General features: G+C 46.8%; 11 protein-coding genes. 10 read left to right on the forward strand and 1 reads right to left on the reverse strand.

Annotated features, from left to right (window positions below):
• Positions 1 to 159: 159 nt before the first annotated feature.
• The 10 genes from gltB (AB4209_RS15530) to AB4209_RS15575 all read left to right on the forward strand — a co-directional run bounded on the left by gltB (AB4209_RS15530) (position 160) and on the right by AB4209_RS15575 (position 17,510).
• Positions 160 to 4,707, forward strand: coding sequence for a glutamate synthase large subunit (gene gltB, locus AB4209_RS15530; protein ID WP_017059305.1), 4,548 nt, complete (start codon positions 160 to 162; stop codon positions 4,705 to 4,707).
• Positions 4,707 to 6,176 (forward strand): glutamate synthase subunit beta, encoded by a 1,470-nt coding sequence (locus AB4209_RS15535; protein ID WP_017066517.1) that lies wholly within the window; start codon positions 4,707 to 4,709, stop codon positions 6,174 to 6,176. Before gltB (AB4209_RS15530) ends, AB4209_RS15535 begins: the two co-directional genes overlap by 1 nt.
• A gap of 428 nt (positions 6,177 to 6,604) precedes the next feature.
• The gene (gene gltB, locus AB4209_RS15540) at positions 6,605 to 11,068 is read left to right on the forward strand and encodes a glutamate synthase large subunit (RefSeq protein WP_372056417.1); all 4,464 of its coding nucleotides are present in this window, start codon (positions 6,605 to 6,607) and stop codon (positions 11,066 to 11,068) included.
• 16 nt (positions 11,069 to 11,084) lie between these two features.
• Positions 11,085 to 12,497 carry an FAD-dependent oxidoreductase gene (locus AB4209_RS15545; protein WP_050651923.1) on the forward strand — a complete coding sequence of 471 codons (1,413 nt, stop codon included), beginning with the start codon at positions 11,085 to 11,087 and terminating at the stop codon, positions 12,495 to 12,497.
• A 172-nt stretch (positions 12,498 to 12,669) separates the two neighbouring features.
• Positions 12,670 to 13,098, forward strand: a complete 429-nt coding sequence (locus tag AB4209_RS15550) for a DUF1499 domain-containing protein (protein ID WP_017059301.1) — start codon at positions 12,670 to 12,672, stop codon at positions 13,096 to 13,098.
• A gap of 127 nt (positions 13,099 to 13,225) precedes the next feature.
• Complete coding sequence (mtnN, locus tag AB4209_RS15555; RefSeq protein WP_017059300.1) at positions 13,226 to 13,921, forward strand: 5'-methylthioadenosine/S-adenosylhomocysteine nucleosidase; 696 nt, start codon at positions 13,226 to 13,228, stop codon at positions 13,919 to 13,921.
• 10 nt (positions 13,922 to 13,931) lie between these two features.
• Positions 13,932 to 14,897, forward strand: coding sequence for a cobalamin biosynthesis family protein (locus AB4209_RS15560; RefSeq protein WP_102398269.1), 966 nt, complete (start codon positions 13,932 to 13,934; stop codon positions 14,895 to 14,897).
• Between the two features lies 1 nt (position 14,898).
• Entirely contained in the window at positions 14,899 to 15,768 is an 870-nt protein-coding gene (btuF, locus tag AB4209_RS15565; RefSeq protein ID WP_102398268.1) for a vitamin B12 ABC transporter substrate-binding protein BtuF, read from the forward strand.
• 74 nt (positions 15,769 to 15,842) lie between these two features.
• Entirely contained in the window at positions 15,843 to 16,460 is a 618-nt protein-coding gene (locus AB4209_RS15570) for a TRIC cation channel family protein (RefSeq protein WP_017062893.1), read from the forward strand.
• 204 nt (positions 16,461 to 16,664) lie between these two features.
• Complete coding sequence (locus AB4209_RS15575) at positions 16,665 to 17,510, forward strand: LysR family transcriptional regulator (protein WP_372056420.1); 846 nt, start codon at positions 16,665 to 16,667, stop codon at positions 17,508 to 17,510.
• Here the strand turns inward: AB4209_RS15575 and AB4209_RS15580 are convergent.
• The gene (locus tag AB4209_RS15580; RefSeq protein ID WP_012603222.1) at positions 17,461 to 18,240 is read right to left on the reverse strand and encodes a TSUP family transporter; all 780 of its coding nucleotides are present in this window, start codon (positions 18,238 to 18,240) and stop codon (positions 17,461 to 17,463) included. The genes AB4209_RS15575 and AB4209_RS15580 overlap by 50 nt on opposite strands.
• Positions 18,241 to 18,378 lie beyond the last annotated feature (138 nt).

The following is an 18,378-nucleotide window of genomic DNA, read 5'->3' on the forward strand; positions in this document are numbered from 1 at the left end:
GGTATCACTAAGGATTGTTTTTCTCGCAATACTTTTCCTGCGAGATACGGAAAGGATTCAAACCGCCAGCATAGGCAGGTTTAGACCCATAAATATAAAAGGACAAGGCTGACTTTATACAAATAAGTTGCGCCTAGATTTAACTGGAAGGATGTATCTATGGTAGATCAAGAGCAGAACTCACAGGGTCTGTATACTCCTGAATTGGAGCATGACGCTTGTGGTATCGGTTTTGTTGCGCATCTAAAGAATCGCAAATCTCATGATGTAGTAACTCAAGCACTCGATATGCTTGCACGTATGGAACACCGTGGCGGCCAAGGCTGCGATCCGTGTTCTGGTGATGGTGCAGGTATCCTGCTACAGAAGCCGCACGAATTCTTACTAGAAGAAGCCGTAAAGCTTGGAATTAAGCTGCCATCTTTTGAAAAATATGGTGTTGGTGTTGTACTTTTCCCTAAAGATGAACACAAACGTGCACAGTGTCGTGACATTCTAGAACGCAATGCACAACGCCTTGAGTTAGAAGTTATCGGTTACCGTGAACTTCCAACGGACAATTCAATGATTGGTGCTGACCCACTAAGCACTGAACCTCAATTTGAACACGTATTTATTTCTGGCGGCCCTGGTATCACACCAGAAGAGCTTGAGCGTAAACTGTATGTTCTACGTAACTACACGGTTCGTGTATGCCTAGAAAGCGTTTCAAATATCGGTGATGACTTCTACATCAACTCTATGTCTTACAAGACATTGGTGTACAAAGGTCAGCTAACAACTGAACAAGTTCCTCAGTACTTCCTAGATCTGCAAAACCCAACCATGGTGACAGCTCTAGCACTAGTACACTCTCGCTTCTCTACCAATACATTCCCACGTTGGCGTCTAGCTCAGCCTTTCCGTTACATCGCGCACAATGGCGAAATCAATACGGTTCGCGGCAACCTGAACTGGATGAAAGCACGTGAAGCAATCCTAGAATCGGATCTGTTTACACAAGCTGAAATCGACATGCTGCTTCCTATCTGTCAGGAAGGTAGTTCGGATTCATCAAACTTCGATATGGCACTTGAGCTACTTGTTCTTTCAGGTCGTACTCTGCCACACGCGTTGATGATGATGATCCCGGAAGCATGGCAAGAAAACAAAAACATGGATCCAACTCGTCGTGCGTTCTACCAGTACCACGCGAACGTAATGGAACCATGGGATGGCCCAGCATCAGTATGTTTCACCGATGGTGTTCAAGTAGGTGCAACACTTGACCGTAACGGTCTGCGTCCTTCTCGCTACACAGTAACTAAAGACGACTTCCTAGTAATGGCGTCTGAGTCTGGTGTTGTTGAGATTGCACCTGAAAACGTTGAGTACCGTGGTCGTCTACAACCAGGTCGTATCTTCGTTGCTGACCTTGAGCAAGGCCGCATCATTTCTGATGAAGAAGTGAAAGACAGCATTGCTAAAGCACAACCTTACGAAAAGTGGGTTGAAGAGAACCTTCTGAGCCTGAAAAAGCTACCGGATGCGAGCAACGAATTTAGCCAACCTTCTCCAGAGAAACTCCTACACAAACAACAATCGTTTGGCGTGAGTTCTGAAGAAGTAAACGAAATCATTCTACCTCTTGCGAAAACAGGCTACGAGCCACTTTCTGCAATGGGTGCTGACTGGCCGCTAGCGATTCTTTCTCACCAATCGCAGCACCTTTCAAACTACTTCAAACAGTTGTTTGCACAAGTAACTAACCCGCCGATCGACCCGATTCGTGAGCGCATGGTTATGTCTCTGAACACTTACCTAGGTAAAGACCAGAACTTACTTGCTGAAACACCTGAGCACTGTCAAAAAGTAGAACTTGAGTCTCCAGTACTGTCTAACTCTGAGTTAGAAAAACTGCGTGCAATCGATAACGAGCACCTTCAGGCGAAGACGCTGGATATCGTATTCCAAGCAAATGGCGACCAAGGTAAGTTAGAGCGCGCACTTAAGCGTATCTGCCAATACGCAGAAGACGCAGTGATTGATGGCTACTCTATCATCCTACTGACAGACCGTGCGGTTAACTCTAACCATGCCGCTATTCCAGCAATGCTGGCGGTTGGCGCGGTTCACCACCACCTAATCCGTAAAGGTCTACGTGCTAAGTGTGACATCGTTGTTGAAACGGGCGACGCTCGTGAGACACACCACTTTGCAACGCTTATCGGTTATGGTGCAAACGCAGTTAACCCATACCTAGTTATTGAAACGATTGTTGAACTGCAACGTACTAAGAAGCTAGATCCAAACGTACACCCACGTGAGTTATTCGATAACTACCGTAAAGGTGTTAACGGCGGTCTACTTAAGATCTTCTCTAAGATGGGGATCTCTACGCTGCAGTCTTACCACGGTGCACAAATCTTTGAAGCACTTGGTGTTAGCAAATCAGTGGTTGAAAAATACTTCACAGGTACTGTTTCTCGTATCCAAGGTCTAACGATCGACGATATCGCGCGAGAAGTATTGGTTCGTCACCGTGTTGGTTACCCAGCTCGTGAAATTCCAGCTCAGATCCTTGATGTTGGTGGTGTTTACCAGTGGAAACAACGTGGTGAGAAACACTTATTCAACCCAGAAACGATTTCTCTACTTCAAGAATCGACGCGTAACAAAGATTACGGTCAGTTCAAGAAGTACGCAAAAGCAGTTGATGACCAAGGCGACAACGCAGCAACGCTACGTAGCCAACTGGACTTCATCAAGAACCCTGCAGGCTCTATTCCTCTAGCAGAAGTAGAACCAATCGAGAACATTCTTAAGCGTTTCGCAACCGGCGCAATGAGCTTTGGTTCAATCTCGCATGAGGCTCACTCAACACTGGCTGTTGCGATGAACCGCATTGGCGCGAAATCAAACTCAGGTGAAGGTGGTGAAGATCCAGCACGTTTCGAACGTAAAGAAAACGGCGACTGGGAACGTTCAGCAATCAAACAGGTGGCTTCTGGTCGCTTTGGTGTAACGTCTTACTACCTATCTAACGCTGATGAGCTACAAATCAAGATGGCTCAAGGTGCGAAACCGGGCGAAGGTGGTCAACTACCTGGTGATAAGGTTGATGACTGGATCGGCGCAACGCGTCACTCGACTCCGGGCGTAGGTCTTATCTCGCCACCGCCACACCACGATATCTACTCAATCGAAGATTTGGCTCAGCTTATCTACGATCTGAAAAACGCGAACCGTAACGGTCGTGTCAACGTGAAGCTAGTATCAGAAGCTGGCGTAGGTACGATTGCATCGGGTGTAGCGAAAGCGAAAGCTGACGTGGTACTTATCGCAGGTTTTGATGGTGGTACGGGTGCATCTCCGATGTCTTCTATCCGTCATACCGGTCTGCCTTGGGAGCTGGGTCTAGCGGAAACGCACCAAACACTACTGAAAAACGGCCTACGTAACCGTATCGTTGTTCAATCTGATGGTCAGATGAAAACACCACGTGATCTTGCAGTAGCAACGTTACTTGGCGCTGAAGAATGGGGCGTAGCAACAGCAGCTCTAGTGGTTGAAGGCTGTATCATGATGCGTAAGTGTCACAAGAATACATGTCCTGTTGGTATCGCTACACAGAACAAGACTCTGCGTGAACGTTTCGACGGCCGCGTAGAAGACGTAGTCACTTTCTTCCAATACATGGCTGAAGGTCTGCGTGAAGTAATGGCTGAACTTGGCTTCCGCTCTATCGATGAGATGGTTGGTCAATCGCACAAACTTAAAGTTCGTGATGACATCGGCCACTGGAAGTACAAGAACCTAGATCTAACACCTGTACTGCACATTGAGCAGGCACGTGAAGAAGATGGTATCTACAACCAGACGCAACAAAACCACAACCTAGAAGACGTTCTAGACCGCAAGTTGATTCAAGCTGCGATTCCAGCTCTTGAGAAAGGCGAAGCCGTGAATGCGAGCTTCCCTATCATCAACACGGACCGCTCTGCTGGTACCATGCTGTCGAACGAAATCTCGAAGGTTTACAAAGACCAAGGTTTACCACAGCCAATGAACGTTAAGTTCCACGGTAGTGCTGGTCAATCTTTCGGTGCGTTCCTTGCGAAAGGCGTTAAGTTCGAAGTAGAAGGCGACGCGAACGATTACTGGGGTAAAGGTCTGTCTGGCGGTACTTTGGTACTGTACCCAGATGCGAAATCTTCTATCGTTGCTGAAGATAACATCGTGGTTGGTAACGTATGTTTCTACGGTGCGACCTCAGGTGAATCTTTCATTCGCGGTATGGCAGGCGAACGTTTCTGTGTTCGTAACTCAGGTGCGAAGGTTGTTGTTGAGGGCGTTGGTGACCACGGTTGTGAATACATGACTGGTGGTGTTGCCATTATCCTTGGTTCAACAGGTCGTAACTTTGCTGCGGGCATGAGTGGCGGTGTTGCTTATGTTTGGGACAAAGCGGGTGACTTCGAAACCAAGCTTAACCCAGAACTTGTAGACCTAGATCCAATTGAACAAGAAGATAAAGATCTTCTACTAGATATGCTAACCAAGCACGTTGAATTCACAGGAAGTGAAGTTGCTCAGTCTTTCCTAGACAACTTTGAAGCAAGTGTTGCATCGCTAGTTAAAGTAATGCCACGCGACTACAAAGCGGTTCTTGAAAAGCGTAAAGCTGAAGCACAACAGGCACAAACGGAAGAAGTGGAGGCAGTATAATGGGTAAGCCTACTGGATTTTTAGAACACGGTCGTGAGCTTCCAAAGAAGCTCGACCCGTCAGTTCGAATTGAAGACAACAAAGAGTTCGTACTTAACGAAGAGTTTGGTGAAAAGATCAATACTCAAGCCTCTCGTTGTATGGACTGTGGCGTACCTTTCTGTCACAACGGCTGTCCGATTGGTAACATCATCCCAGAATTCAATGATGCGGTTTACCGTGACAGCTGGGAAGAGGCTTGGAATATCCTAAGCTCTACCAACAACTTCCCTGAGTTTACCGGTCGTGTTTGTCCTGCTCCTTGTGAAAGTGCCTGTGTTCTTGGTATCAACCAAGACCCAATCACTATCTGTAATATCGAGAAAACGATTGTCGAAACTGCGTACCGTGAAGGGTACGCAAAACCTAAAACACCACGCTCTCGCACAGGTAAAACTGTCGCAGTTATCGGTTCAGGTCCTGCTGGCCTAGCCGCAGCTGAGCAGCTAAACAGCGCTGGTCACTCGGTAACGGTATTTGAACGTGACGAGAAAGTCGGTGGTCTACTTCGCTTCGGTATCCCAGACTTCAAACTGGGTATGGACGTGATTGATCGTAAGATCAACCTAATGGCTGAAGCGGGCGTTGAGTTTAAAGTTAACCAACACATCGGTGTTGATGTTAACGCTCAGCAGCTACGCCAAGAGTTTGATGTGGTATTGCTAACGGGTGGTTCTACGGTTCCACGTGACTTGCCAATCCCTGGTCGTGAGTTGAAAGGCGTTCACTTTGCCATGGAATTCCTTGGTCAAAACAACCGCCGTGCTAACAACCTAGATCTTAAAACAGAAGAGATTCACGCTAAAGATAAGCACGTTGTGGTTATCGGTGGTGGTGATACTGGTTCTGACTGTGTGGGCACATCAAACCGTCATAAGGCAGCGAGCATTACTCAGGTTGAGATCATGCCGATCCCACCAGAGAAGCGCCCTGCAAACATGCCTTGGCCTCAATACCCAATGATCATGAAAACCACCACTTCTCACGAAGAAGGTTGTGAACGTCACTGGAACATCTTAACCAAAGAGTTCATCGGTAACGAGCAAGGTCAAGTGACGGGTCTACGTATTGCTGACATCGTTTGGCAAGATGCGAAACCAGGTGAGCGTCCAGGCTTTGATGAAGTCGCGAACTCTGAACGTGTTATTCCTTGTGATATGGCATTCCTAGCAATGGGCTTCTTACACCCGGAGCCAACCGGCGTGCTTGCTCAACTAGACATTAAACTGGACGAGCGCGGTAACGTCGCTTCTGAAGGTTTTGCAACGAACCAGAAAGGCGTTTTCGCTGCTGGTGATATGCGTACTGGTCAATCTCTAGTTGTACGTTGTATTAATGAAGGTCGTGAATGTGCAATTGCCATTGATGACTTCTTAATGGGTAACTCAAACTTAGAAGCGAAAGCTGATTCACTCATGCTTTCCGCATAATATTTCTCGGGCTAACGTCAATTACGTTAGCCTAGAGGAAAAGCAATACCCTTCCTAACTTTTATATTTGGCTAGCACTCGATGCTAGCCTTTTTTCTATCTGGCATTTGTCGTTTTCAAAATCATCCTGTTGTATATGTTAAATCTCGTTAACATTAACCTTATATATCTCATTGATATCCATCGATTATTTTAGATTATTAAGTGGCTAATTGCGTTTATGCATGATAATTAACCATGAACTTGACCTTAAACACAATTAGCTATACGTTGTAAAGCTGATGAAAATAAAATCAATCGGTTTTGTTAACACAACCAATAACGTTTTAACTGGCTAAAGCAAACTATCAGTTTATAAAAAACAACAAGTATATGAATAGTTAGTCATTTACTGTCTGGATGACAGAGAAGCAAAAGGGAGAATTGCAATGGCTCTATATGATCCTAGTCTTGAAAAAGACAACTGTGGATTTGGTTTAATAGCGCAAATGGAAGGCCAACCTAGTCATAAGTTGGTAAGAACTGCTATTTCAGCCCTCGATCGCATGACACACCGTGGTGGTATCGCTGCGGATGGTAAAACCGGGGATGGCTGTGGCTTATTACTACAGAAGCCTGACTCTTATCTCAGAATTATTGCTGAAGAGAATAACTTCAAGCTCGGCAAGCAATACGCTGTCGGCATGATTTTCTTCAGCCAAGATCCAATCAAAGCGCAATCCGCGCAAGACATCGTCAATAAAGAGCTCGCTCAAGAGACCTTAACGGTTGCAGGTTGGCGCGTAGTACCGACCAACACCGACGTATTAGGTCCGATTGCCAAAGATTCAGTTCCCAATATTCAGCAAGTGTTTATCTCAGCACCTGCAGGCTGGCGTGAGCGCGATATTGAACGACGCCTTTATATCGCTCGTCGCAGAATTGAAAAACAGATCACCGAAGACAAAGATTTCTATATTTGTAGCCTTTCGACACAAGTCATGGTTTACAAAGGTCTGTGTATGCCGGCCGATCTTCCGCGATTTTACCTCGATCTTGCAGACTTACGCATGGAATCGGCGATATGTCTGTTCCACCAGCGTTTCTCAACCAATACTCAGCCACGTTGGCCACTGGCTCAACCATTCCGCTATTTAGCGCACAATGGTGAGATCAATACCATTGAAGGTAACCGTCAGTGGGCTAAGGCTCGTGCCTATAAATTCTCTTCGCCGTTGCTGCCAGACTTACAAACCGCCGCACCCTTTGTGAATGAGACAGGCTCAGATTCATCAAGCCTAGATAACATGCTCGACCTGTTCCTTGCCGGTGGTATGGATGTGTTCCGAGCGATGCGCATGCTTGTGCCGCCCGCTTGGCAAAACCACCCAGATATGGACCCAGATCTACGTGCATTCTACGACTTCAACTCAAAGCACATGGAACCGTGGGATGGTCCTGCTGGTATCGTACTTTCAGATGGTCGTTACGCTGCGTGTAACCTAGATAGAAACGGCCTGCGTCCTGCGCGTTATGTGATTACCAAAGACAATCTAATCACGCTCGCATCAGAAGTCGGTATCTGGAACTACGCACCGGATGAAGTCGCAGAGAAAGGCCGTGTTGGCCCGGGCGAACTGTTGGTAATAGATACTCGCCGCGGCAAGCTATGGCAATCTAATGAGATCGACAATGACCTCAAAGGCCGCCACCCATATAAAGAGTGGATGGAAAAGAACGTCCACAAGTTAACGCCATTTTCTGCGCTGCAAGATGACCAAGTGGGTAAGCGTAGCTTTGACGATGATACGCTCAAGACCTACCAAAAACAGTTTGCGATGAGCAACGAAGAGTCCGACCAAGTGCTGCGTGTGCTTGGTGATATGGGGCAAGAAGCAGTAGGCTCAATGGGCGACGACACGCCAATGGCTGTGCTCTCTTCAAAAGAACGCTTGGTCACTGATTACTTCCGTCAAAAGTTTGCACAAGTCACCAACCCACCGATTGATCCATTGCGTGAAAAACACGTGATGTCTTTGGCGACCAGTATTGGTAAAGAGATGAACGTGTTCTGTGAAACAGACGGTCACGCCTATCGTGTCACGTTTGATTCACCAGTACTGCTTTACTCAGACATGCAGCAGCTTCTGCAGTTGAGTCAAAAACATTATCGTCATGTCATTCTCAGCATGCACTACGACCCGAATAACCAAGATCTAGAACAAGCAATCAAAGCAGTATGTGATAGCGCCGAACAAGAAGTCAGCGAAGGTGCGGTTTTAGTTGTGCTGTCGGACAAAGGTTTAGAGAAAGGAAAACTACCGATCCCTGCAGCCATGTTGGTTGGTGCGGTGCAAACAAGGCTTGCTGATACCAACCTGCGTTGTGATGCCAACATCGTTGTTGAGACAGCAACTGCGCGCGACCCACACCAATTTGCGGTGCTGCTTGGCTTCGGTGCAACCGCGGTTTACCCATACCTCGCTTATGAAGCGTTAGGTAAAATGTTGGATGATGGCTCTTTAGATAAAGATTATCGTGCCGCAATGCAAAATTACCAAAACGGCATCAACAAAGGTCTGTACAAGATCATGTCGAAGATGGGAATTTCAACCATTGCCTCTTATCGCTGTTCACAGCTTTTCGAAGCCGTTGGCCTTCATTCCGATGTTGTTGAGCTCTGTTTCCGCGGAGTTACCACTCGAATCCAAGGCGCAAGCTTTAGCGATTTCCAGCAAGATATCTATAACTTATCTCGTAAAGCCTGGACTAAGCGCAAGCCAATCGAGCACGGTGGTTTACTCAAATACGTACACGGCGGCGAATATCACGCCTATAACCCTGATGTGGTTGGCACTCTGCAAACTGCAGTAAAAACAGGTGAGACATCGGATTATCTCTCTTTTGCTAAGCAAGTAAATGCTCGTCCAGCTGCGATGTTACGCGACTTAATGACCCTCAAAAAAGCCGATCAGCCTCTACCACTAGAGCAAGTCGAGCCTAACAGCGATCTGTTTAAACGCTTCGACTCTGCGGCAATGTCGATCGGTGCTTTGAGCCCAGAAGCGCATGAAGCATTAGCAATGGCGATGAACCGCTTGGGTGGTTACTCAAACTCTGGTGAAGGTGGTGAAGACCCTCGACGCTTTGGTACTGACCGTAACTCTCGTATCAAGCAGATAGCTTCCGGTCGTTTTGGTGTGACGCCACATTACTTAACCAATGCGGATGTTTTGCAGATCAAGGTCGCGCAAGGTGCGAAGCCTGGAGAAGGTGGTCAACTGCCCGGCCATAAAGTTACCGCAGAAATCGCTAAGCTGAGATATTCAGTTCAAGGGGTGACACTGATCTCCCCTCCTCCACATCACGATATTTATTCTATCGAGGATCTAGCGCAGCTGATTTTCGACCTTAAACAAGTGAACCCTAAAGCCTTGGTTTCAGTAAAGTTAGTATCGGAACCGGGTGTAGGCACGATTGCAACTGGTGTAGCGAAAGCCTATGCCGATCTGATCACCATTTCTGGCTACGATGGCGGTACCGCGGCAAGCCCTCTAACCTCGGTAAAATACGCAGGTTGCCCTTGGGAGCTTGGCTTAGCAGAAACTCAACAAGCACTGGTTGCTAACGGGCTTCGTCATAAGATCCGCCTGCAAGTCGATGGTGGTTTAAAAACTGGCCTTGATGTGATTAAAGGTGCGATTCTCGGTGCAGAAAGCTTTGGTTTTGGTACCGCGCCAATGGTCGCAATGGGTTGTAAGTTCTTACGAATTTGTCACCTAAACAACTGTGCGACGGGTGTTGCGACTCAAGATGAAACACTACGCCGCGAATACTTCAAAGGCCTGCCAGACATGGTGGTGAACTACTTTACAGGCCTAGCCGATGAAGTTCGCCAATACCTTGCAGAACTCGGCGTAGAAAAACTAACGGACCTGATTGGTCGTACTGACTTACTTGAAGCCGTTCAAGGCCTCACCGCGAAACAGAACAAGCTCGATCTCTCTTCAATACTCGAAGCTCCGGTATCTCCAGAAGGTCACCCACTGTTTTGGACCGAGCCAAACGCACCATTTGATAAAGCTCAGCTCAACCAGCAGATTCTGGATGATGCACTCGATGCAATTGAGAAACGTCAATCCACCAGCCTTTACTACAACGTGATCAACACAGACCGCTCGATTGGTGCTCGTATCTCTGGTGAAATTGCTAAGCGATACGGCAACCAAGGGATGGCAGGTTCACCAATCAAGTTATATCTCGACGGTACAGCAGGCCAATCTTTTGCGGTTTGGAACGCAGGCGGCGTTGAGCTTTACCTAACAGGCGATGCCAATGACTATGTTGGCAAAGGCATGGCTGGCGGCAAAGTGGTTATCAAGCCTCACCAAGGCACCGCATTTACTTGTAACGAAGCGACCATCATAGGCAACACCTGTCTGTATGGCGCAACTGGAGGCAAGCTGTTTGCAGCTGGTACGGCTGGCGAACGATTTGGCGTACGTAACTCAGGTACGGTTGCTGTGATTGAAGGCGCTGGTGACAACGCCTGTGAATACATGACCGGCGGTATTGTTGCCATTCTTGGCGCAACTGGCGTCAACTTCGGCGCCGGTATGACAGGTGGTTTTGCTTATGTCATGGATAAGAACGAAGACTTCCAAGGTCGAGTAAATAACGAGTCGGTCGAGGCACTTTCTCTGTCTGACTTATTTATCCACCAAGAACATCTGCGTGGCTTAATTGCAGAGCACTTAGAAGAGACTGGCTCAGTACACGCTGAAGCTATTCTGGCGAACTTTGATGAATGGATTCCGAAGTTCTACCTAGTGAAGCCGAAGACGGCGGACCTTAATACCTTGCTCGGTCATCAAAGCCGCAGCTCTGCTGAACTTCGTGTTCAAGCGCAATAATTGGAAGGAGCCAATAATGAGCCAGAATGTATACCAATTTATTGATGTGAATCGCGTAGATCCAGCGAAGAAACCAATCAAAATTCGTAAGATTGAGTTTGTAGAGATCTACGAACCTTTCACTAAACAGCAAGCGAAAGCGCAAGCAGACCGTTGTTTAGACTGTGGTAACCCATACTGTGAATGGAAATGTCCTGTTCACAACTACATCCCTCAGTGGCTTAAGCTTGCCAATGAAGGGCGCATTATCGAAGCGGCTGAACTGTCTCACCAAACCAACAGCCTGCCTGAGGTTTGCGGACGAGTTTGTCCTCAAGACCGTTTGTGTGAAGGCTCTTGTACCCTCAACGACGATTTCGGCGCAGTAACCATCGGCAACATTGAAAAATACATCAATGACAAAGCGTTTGAGATGGGTTGGAAGCCAGACATGTCGCATGTCGAATGGACCGATAAAAAGGTCGCAATCATTGGCGCAGGCCCCGCTGGCCTTGCTGCTGCTGATATCTTAGTTCGAAACGGTGTGAAGGCCGTAGTATTTGACCGCTATCCGGAGATCGGTGGCCTGCTCACGTTTGGTATCCCATCGTTCAAACTAGAGAAAGGCATCATGGAAAACCGTCGCCGTATCTTTAGTGGTATGGGTGTCGAATTTAAGATGAATACCGAAGTCGGTAAAGACGTTCAACTACAACAACTGGTCGATGACTACGATGCTGTCTTCTTAGGTGTCGGTACCTATAAAAACATGCGTGCTGGGTTAGATAACGAAGACGCACCGGGCGTTTATGATGCACTGCCATTCCTTGTTTCCAATACCTACAAGGTCATGGAACTGGATAACCCAACACCATTCATCGACATGAAAGGCAAAAAAGTCGTCGTGCTCGGTGGTGGTGATACCGCGATGGACTGTGTCCGAACTTCGATTCGTCAGCATGCAGCTAATGTTGTTTGTGCTTATCGCCGAGATGAAGCGAATATGCCGGGCTCTCGCCGTGAGGTGAAGAATGCGCGTGAAGAGGGTGTGAAGTTCAAGTTCAACCTCCAACCTATTGGCTTAGAGCTTAACAGCGCTGGTCATGTGGTTGGCGTTAAATTCGTGAAAACCGCTTTGGGTGAACCTGATGAAGCAGGCCGTCGTCGCCCAGAGCCTGTCGAAGGCAGTGAACATGTTCTTGAAGCCGATGCTGTGATCATGGCATTTGGTTTCCAACCTCATGCGATGGAATGGCTAGAACCCTTCGGTGTGGAACTCGATCAGTGGGGTCGTATCAAGGCTCCCGGTAAACAAGAGTTTCAATACCAAACCACCAACAGCAAGATCTTTGCAGGTGGCGATGCGGTTCGAGGATCTGACTTGGTAGTAACCGCTATCGATGAGGGCCGTAAAGCCGCAGAAGGGATCTTGGATTACCTAGAAGTGTGACTAATCTAAGGTTTCCTTTATTACTCAGGCCGTTACTATAAAAAAGGGATCCAATGATGGATCCTTTTTTGAATTAGATACGTTTATCACAAGCATATCGAAAAATACGTAAAACAATCGCAAACAAGCCAATACCTATAACTACAATTAAAACAACGCCATAGGAAACATTATGAAAAAAGCAGCTCTCCTCTCGTTATCACTTTTAACGTTAACCGCTTGCAGCCAAGGAATCACGGACATGAAAGACAGAACTTCATCACCTTGTGGAGACAAACCAAACTGCGTATCAACTCAAGATGATCGTGAGCAACATGCATTGGCCGCGTTTGAGTTGTCAGATTCAGCGAGCTTAGATGCGATTGAGCAGGTTGCGCTAACCTTACCGGGATCAAAAACCGCGAGTAAAACAGAAGATTATCTGCGTGTTGAATGTACTTCGCGCATCATGCGTTTTGTCGATGACTTAGAACTTAAAATCACCGATGGCAAACTGATCGTGCGTTCAGAGTCTCGTACTGGCCATTCTGATTTTGGCGTAAACCGAAAACGAGCTGAACAACTTCGTGCTAGCTTGAAAAGCGAAGGCCTAATCAAATAGATAAAAGAATACGCAGATAAATCGCTACTATTCGGATGAGAAGTGCCTCTGGGCAGTCGCTCGACACTTCTTATCCATGCTACAATTTCGCTCTACTGTTTAAATATTATTTATTAAGAGACTACACATGAAAATCGGCATCATTGGCGCAATGGAGCAAGAAGTTGCGATCCTAAAAGCAGCAATTTCAGACATTACTGAAGTTAATAAAGGCGGTTGTACCTTTTTCTCTGGTCAGCTAAATGGTGTTGACGTTGTTTTGCTTCAATCTGGCATTGGTAAAGTAGCAGCGGCTGTTGGTACTTCAATCCTACTAAGCGAATACCAACCAGATGCCGTTCTGAACACGGGCTCTGCTGGCGGTTTTGATTCAACACTGAACCTTGGCGATGTGGTTATCTCAACTGAAGTTCGACACCACGATGCAGACGTTACAGCTTTCGGTTACGAAATCGGCCAAATGGCAGGTCAACCTGCAGCGTTCAAAGCTGACGACAAACTGATGGCTGTTGCTGAACAAGCACTAGCACAAATGGAAGACAAGCATGCCGTTCGCGGTCTTATCTGTACTGGCGACGCATTTGTTTGCACAGCAGAACGCCAAGAGTTCATCCGCAAGCACTTCCCATCTGTTGTTGCTGTAGAGATGGAAGCATCGGCTATCGCTCAAGCTTGTCACCAATTCCAAGTACCATTCGTGGTTGTTCGTGCAATCTCTGATGTTGCAGACAAAGAATCACCAATGAGCTTCGAAGAGTTCCTGCCACTAGCAGCGCAAAGCTCTTCTGAAATGGTTATCAAGATGGTTGCCCTACTAAAGTAAGCGACTAGACATGCAAACACTGTTTGATCAGGTATTTGCAAATGGCGTGCTCCTTGTGATGTGGGGAGCACTGCTTTTTCATTTAATTTTACCTATCCCCCATGCCGCACACCCCACGACCTTATGGCATAAGTTTGCTGAGCTTTTAGCAAGCAAGGTTAATAACAATAACAATAACAACCACAACTATTCCCAAAGTTTAATCTCAGGCACATTAGCCTGGGGGTTAATGGTACTGCCAACTCTGGTAATTCTATTGGCACTGCAACCATTGGTTTGGCAATCTCAACTGTTTGAATTAGCACTGTTATTACTCGCGATTGATTGGCGCAATAACGAAAAGCTGGCTAACCAACTGATCAAAGTACTTGGCCGAGAAGATAAAGCTGCCGCTCGTCAGTTACTGGCTCCGGTTGTCAATCGTCAAACCGAATCACTTTCATCACTTGGGCTTGGCAAAGCCGCTGCTGAAACCATCATCATGGGTTATGCTCGCAATGTGGTATGTGTTTTATTCTGGTACGCCATTGGTGGTGGAATTGCGGCTTTAATGTATCGCCTTGTAGTCGAGTTAGCTCGAGCTTGGTCGCCAAGTCGCAAGCAATTTTCTCCGTTCGGCTCAACGGCTATCAAGATAGTCGCGATTCTCGAATTTATACCGATGCGTTTGTTTGCTTTGATGATCGTATGTGGTGATAAAGCAATGCACACATTCAAGATGATGCTTGCCCAAAGCCGTTCTTGGCCACTGCCTGGGCCTGCTTGGTTGATCACGGCCGTTGGCAACAAGCTGGAATTATCATTGGGTGGCCCTGCTATTTACAACAACACCAAAGCCATTCGCGCAAAATTGGGTGGAAGAATCGCCCCATCAGCTCTGCATCTATCTCAGGTTCAGAAGCTGCTGTTTGGTCGTATTGCTATCTGGATATTTTTACAAAGCCTAATCTTACTATTTGTTCACCAAGGGATTTAGAGTGAAACCTTCAGCACTTGTTACAAGCCTTACTCTTTTGTCTTCCAGCTTATGGCTGCCTTTATCATTTGCAGAAGAAGCACCACTGACTCAAGAACAAGTACAACCGGCTCAACGCGTGGTCAGCCTTGCTCCTCATGCCACTGAACTCGCGTACAGCGCAGGTTTAGGTAACAACCTTGTCGCCGTAAGTGAACGAAGTGATTACCCACCACAAGCCGATAAGCTTGAAAAAGTAGCAAACTATCAAGGCATCAAGGTTGAGAAGATCATCGCACTTCAGCCTGATTTGATTCTTGCGTGGCCAGCGGGAAACCCGCCCAGAGAGCTCGCGAAACTAGAGCAATTTGGTTTTAATATTTACTACTCCAAGACCAAAAGCCTAGACAGTATCGCAACCAATATTGAACAACTGAGCGAATACGCTAGCGATCCAAGCATTGGCGAAAATAACGCTCAGCAATACAGAGAGCAGCTCAACGCGTTGAGACTAGAATACAAAGATGCCGAGCCAGTAAACTACTTCTACCAGCTCAGTGAAAAGCCGATCATCACTGTTGCTCAAGGACACTGGCCAAGTGAGGTGTTTGAGTTTTGTGGTGGCCACAATATTTTTGAAGACAGCGCCTCTCCCTATCCGCAAGTTGGTATTGAACAAGTTGTATTAAGAAAACCGCAAGTAATCTTCACTTCTCAGCACGCGATTGAGAATGGAACCATGTGGCAAACATGGGAAGATGAGATCCCAGCTGTCGCTCAAAATCAGATTTGGTCCCTCAATTCTGACTGGATTAATCGCCCGACAACGAGAACTTTGAAAGCGATCCAACAAGTGTGCGATTTCTTTGATAGAGCTAGGCAAAATCACTAACTATTTGCTGCGTTTTTTCGTACAATTCGCCACCGACCTGTCCCTACAATTTTAACTATAAGAGCACCAGTATCATGGACTCCATGCTGCTTTATATTATCGATTTATTTGGCACTGCCATCTTTGCCGTCTCAGGCGTATTTGTCGCTGGCCGTCTTAAGATGGATCCCTTTGGCGTCGCCGTTCTAGGCAGTGTAACCGCGATTGGCGGCGGCACAATTCGTGACATGGCATTGGGTGCAACTCCCGTGTTTTGGATCACCGATACCACCTACCTTTGGGTCATCATCATCACCTGTTTGCTGACCATGATTATTGTAAGACGCCCGAAACGTCTGGCTTGGTGGATATTGCCGGTATGTGATGCGATTGGCCTAGCGGTGTTTGTTGGCATTGGTGTAGAAAAAGCACTTATCTATCAAGATTCAGCACTAGTGGCGATCATCATGGGTGTCATCACCGGCTGCGGTGGCGGTATTATCCGCGACGTACTTGCCCGTGAAGTGCCTATGATTCTAAGAAGTGAAGTCTACGCGACCGCTTGTATCATTGGTGGTACTTTCCATACCATGGCGATCAGCATGGGGCACGATTCAGAAACTGCATTTCTGGCCGGCGTGTTCTCAACACTATTGATAAGGCTTGGCGCTATTCGTTGGCATTTATCATTGCCGACCTTCGCCATCAAATAAGCTAACGTTACAAAGTGAAAGGCTCCGTAAAGGAGCCTTTCTTAATTTGAGCTCCCCAACACAATTATTATGCTCTCGCGCTACACGTGCGAGCATAGCTAAAAATACCTAACTTGGTTCAAAGCTTTAGTTTCAAGACTAGAGAATGAATGTTGTTTGAGGTAAGTTGAAACAATCATTCCCAAATTTCATGAATATAACCCAATGCTACTCGAAGGAATCGAAACTCTACTGGTATTGAGTAAAGCAAAGACCATGAGCCGCACAGGCAGTTTGCTTTATATCAGCCAATCAGCGGTCAGCAAACGGATTGCGAATTTAGAAAAGAAGCTAGGTAAAAAGCTCATTGAACCGAGTGGCCGACAGATAAAACTCACGCCAGATGCGATAGCATTAATAGAGAGTATTGGCCCGACATTCAATGAACTTCGTGGGCTTATTTATGAACAGCAAGAGTTGGAAGATACCACTCTCATCACCCTAGACAGCAATAAGTCTCTGATAGCCGGTTATTTAGGTGAGATGATGGGCCAATTTATCCAGCAAGATAAGTACATCACCATTACCACCAACCACACGCCGAGAATTATCGAACGGGTGCAGTCCGGCAAGGCGACCTTGGGGTTGTGTGCTGGCTTACTGCCACCACATCATGGGTTGATGACCTTCCATCTTTTTGATGAACCGTTTTACATAGTGAGTAAGTCGCCGCTAACGGAGCTCCCTCCAATGGTCATCACTAACGACATGACCAATCCAGCCAATTCTTATCAACTTTCTGTATTAGAAAAATTTGGTATCAAACCCTTGATGGAGATGGATGCCTACACCGCAGCGGCGCAACTTGCATTGGGCGGGACTGGGCCAGCGTTGATCCCGCTCTCTATCGTAAAAACACTCAATATTGAGCCTCAATATCTGTATAGCTTCACCGAATTAGCAGGCTTGATTCGGCCGATTCATATCTGTGTCAGACCAAATAGTTACCAGTCTCCACGAGTTAAAACACTGATAGAATCCATTGTTGATGCTGTTCCCAAAGCAGTTTAGACGCCATTAGCATCGACATCACGATCACAAGGGGGCGAATCCATTTCTGCCCTTTTGTCACCACCACTTTAGCGCCAAGCTGAGCGCCCATAAATCCACCGACCGCCATCACTAATCCCAACTCCCAAATAGGCAAACCAGCCAAAATAAAGAAAATTAAGGCAGCGATATTCGAGGTAAAGTTAAGTACTTTAGTACGCGCCGTAGCATCGACTAACGAGAAGTGACCAATAGCAACAAAGCAGACGGTGAAGATAGAACCTGTTCCTGGGCCAAAAAAGCCATCATAGAAACCCACGCCGCCACCAATACACAGAGCAAACATCGCCTCAGAGATCTTCTGTTTTCCTTCAGACGCTCTAGTTTGGGGTGCCAACAGGAAATAGAGAGAGATAGCGATAAGCAGCAGTGGGATAACACTGGTCAGTAGGCTCGCATCAATGTGCTGGACTAACTCAGCGCCAATTGCAGAGCCAATAAAGGTACAAAAGATAGCAAGGCGCATCTCTTTGATGCTGACGATACCGTTGCGCACGAAATACCAACTCGCGGAGAAGCTGCCAAATGAGCTTTGGAGTTTGTTGGTTGCCAGTGCCTGCGTGGGTGGAACTCCAGCCGCTAGCAATGCAGGTAGAGTCAGTAACCCACCGCCGCCAGCCATTGCATCAATAAAGCCTGCTGCCGTTGCAACAACAAACAAGATAGCCAATATTTCTAGAGTAATTTCCATATACCCAACGCCTTAAAATCCTGTGTAGCGACAAGTTACCACTCACAGCAGACGAGCAATAACGAAACACAAGATTCTAACCTATTCCAAATATTCATCATTAAGCTACCGCGGAATAACAGAATCGAGTAGGAGGAG

The sequence above is a fragment of the Vibrio sp. 10N.286.48.C11 genome, assembly GCF_041469805.1.
In the GTDB taxonomy this organism is placed as follows: Bacteria; Pseudomonadota; Gammaproteobacteria; order Enterobacterales; family Vibrionaceae; genus Vibrio; species Vibrio crassostreae_C.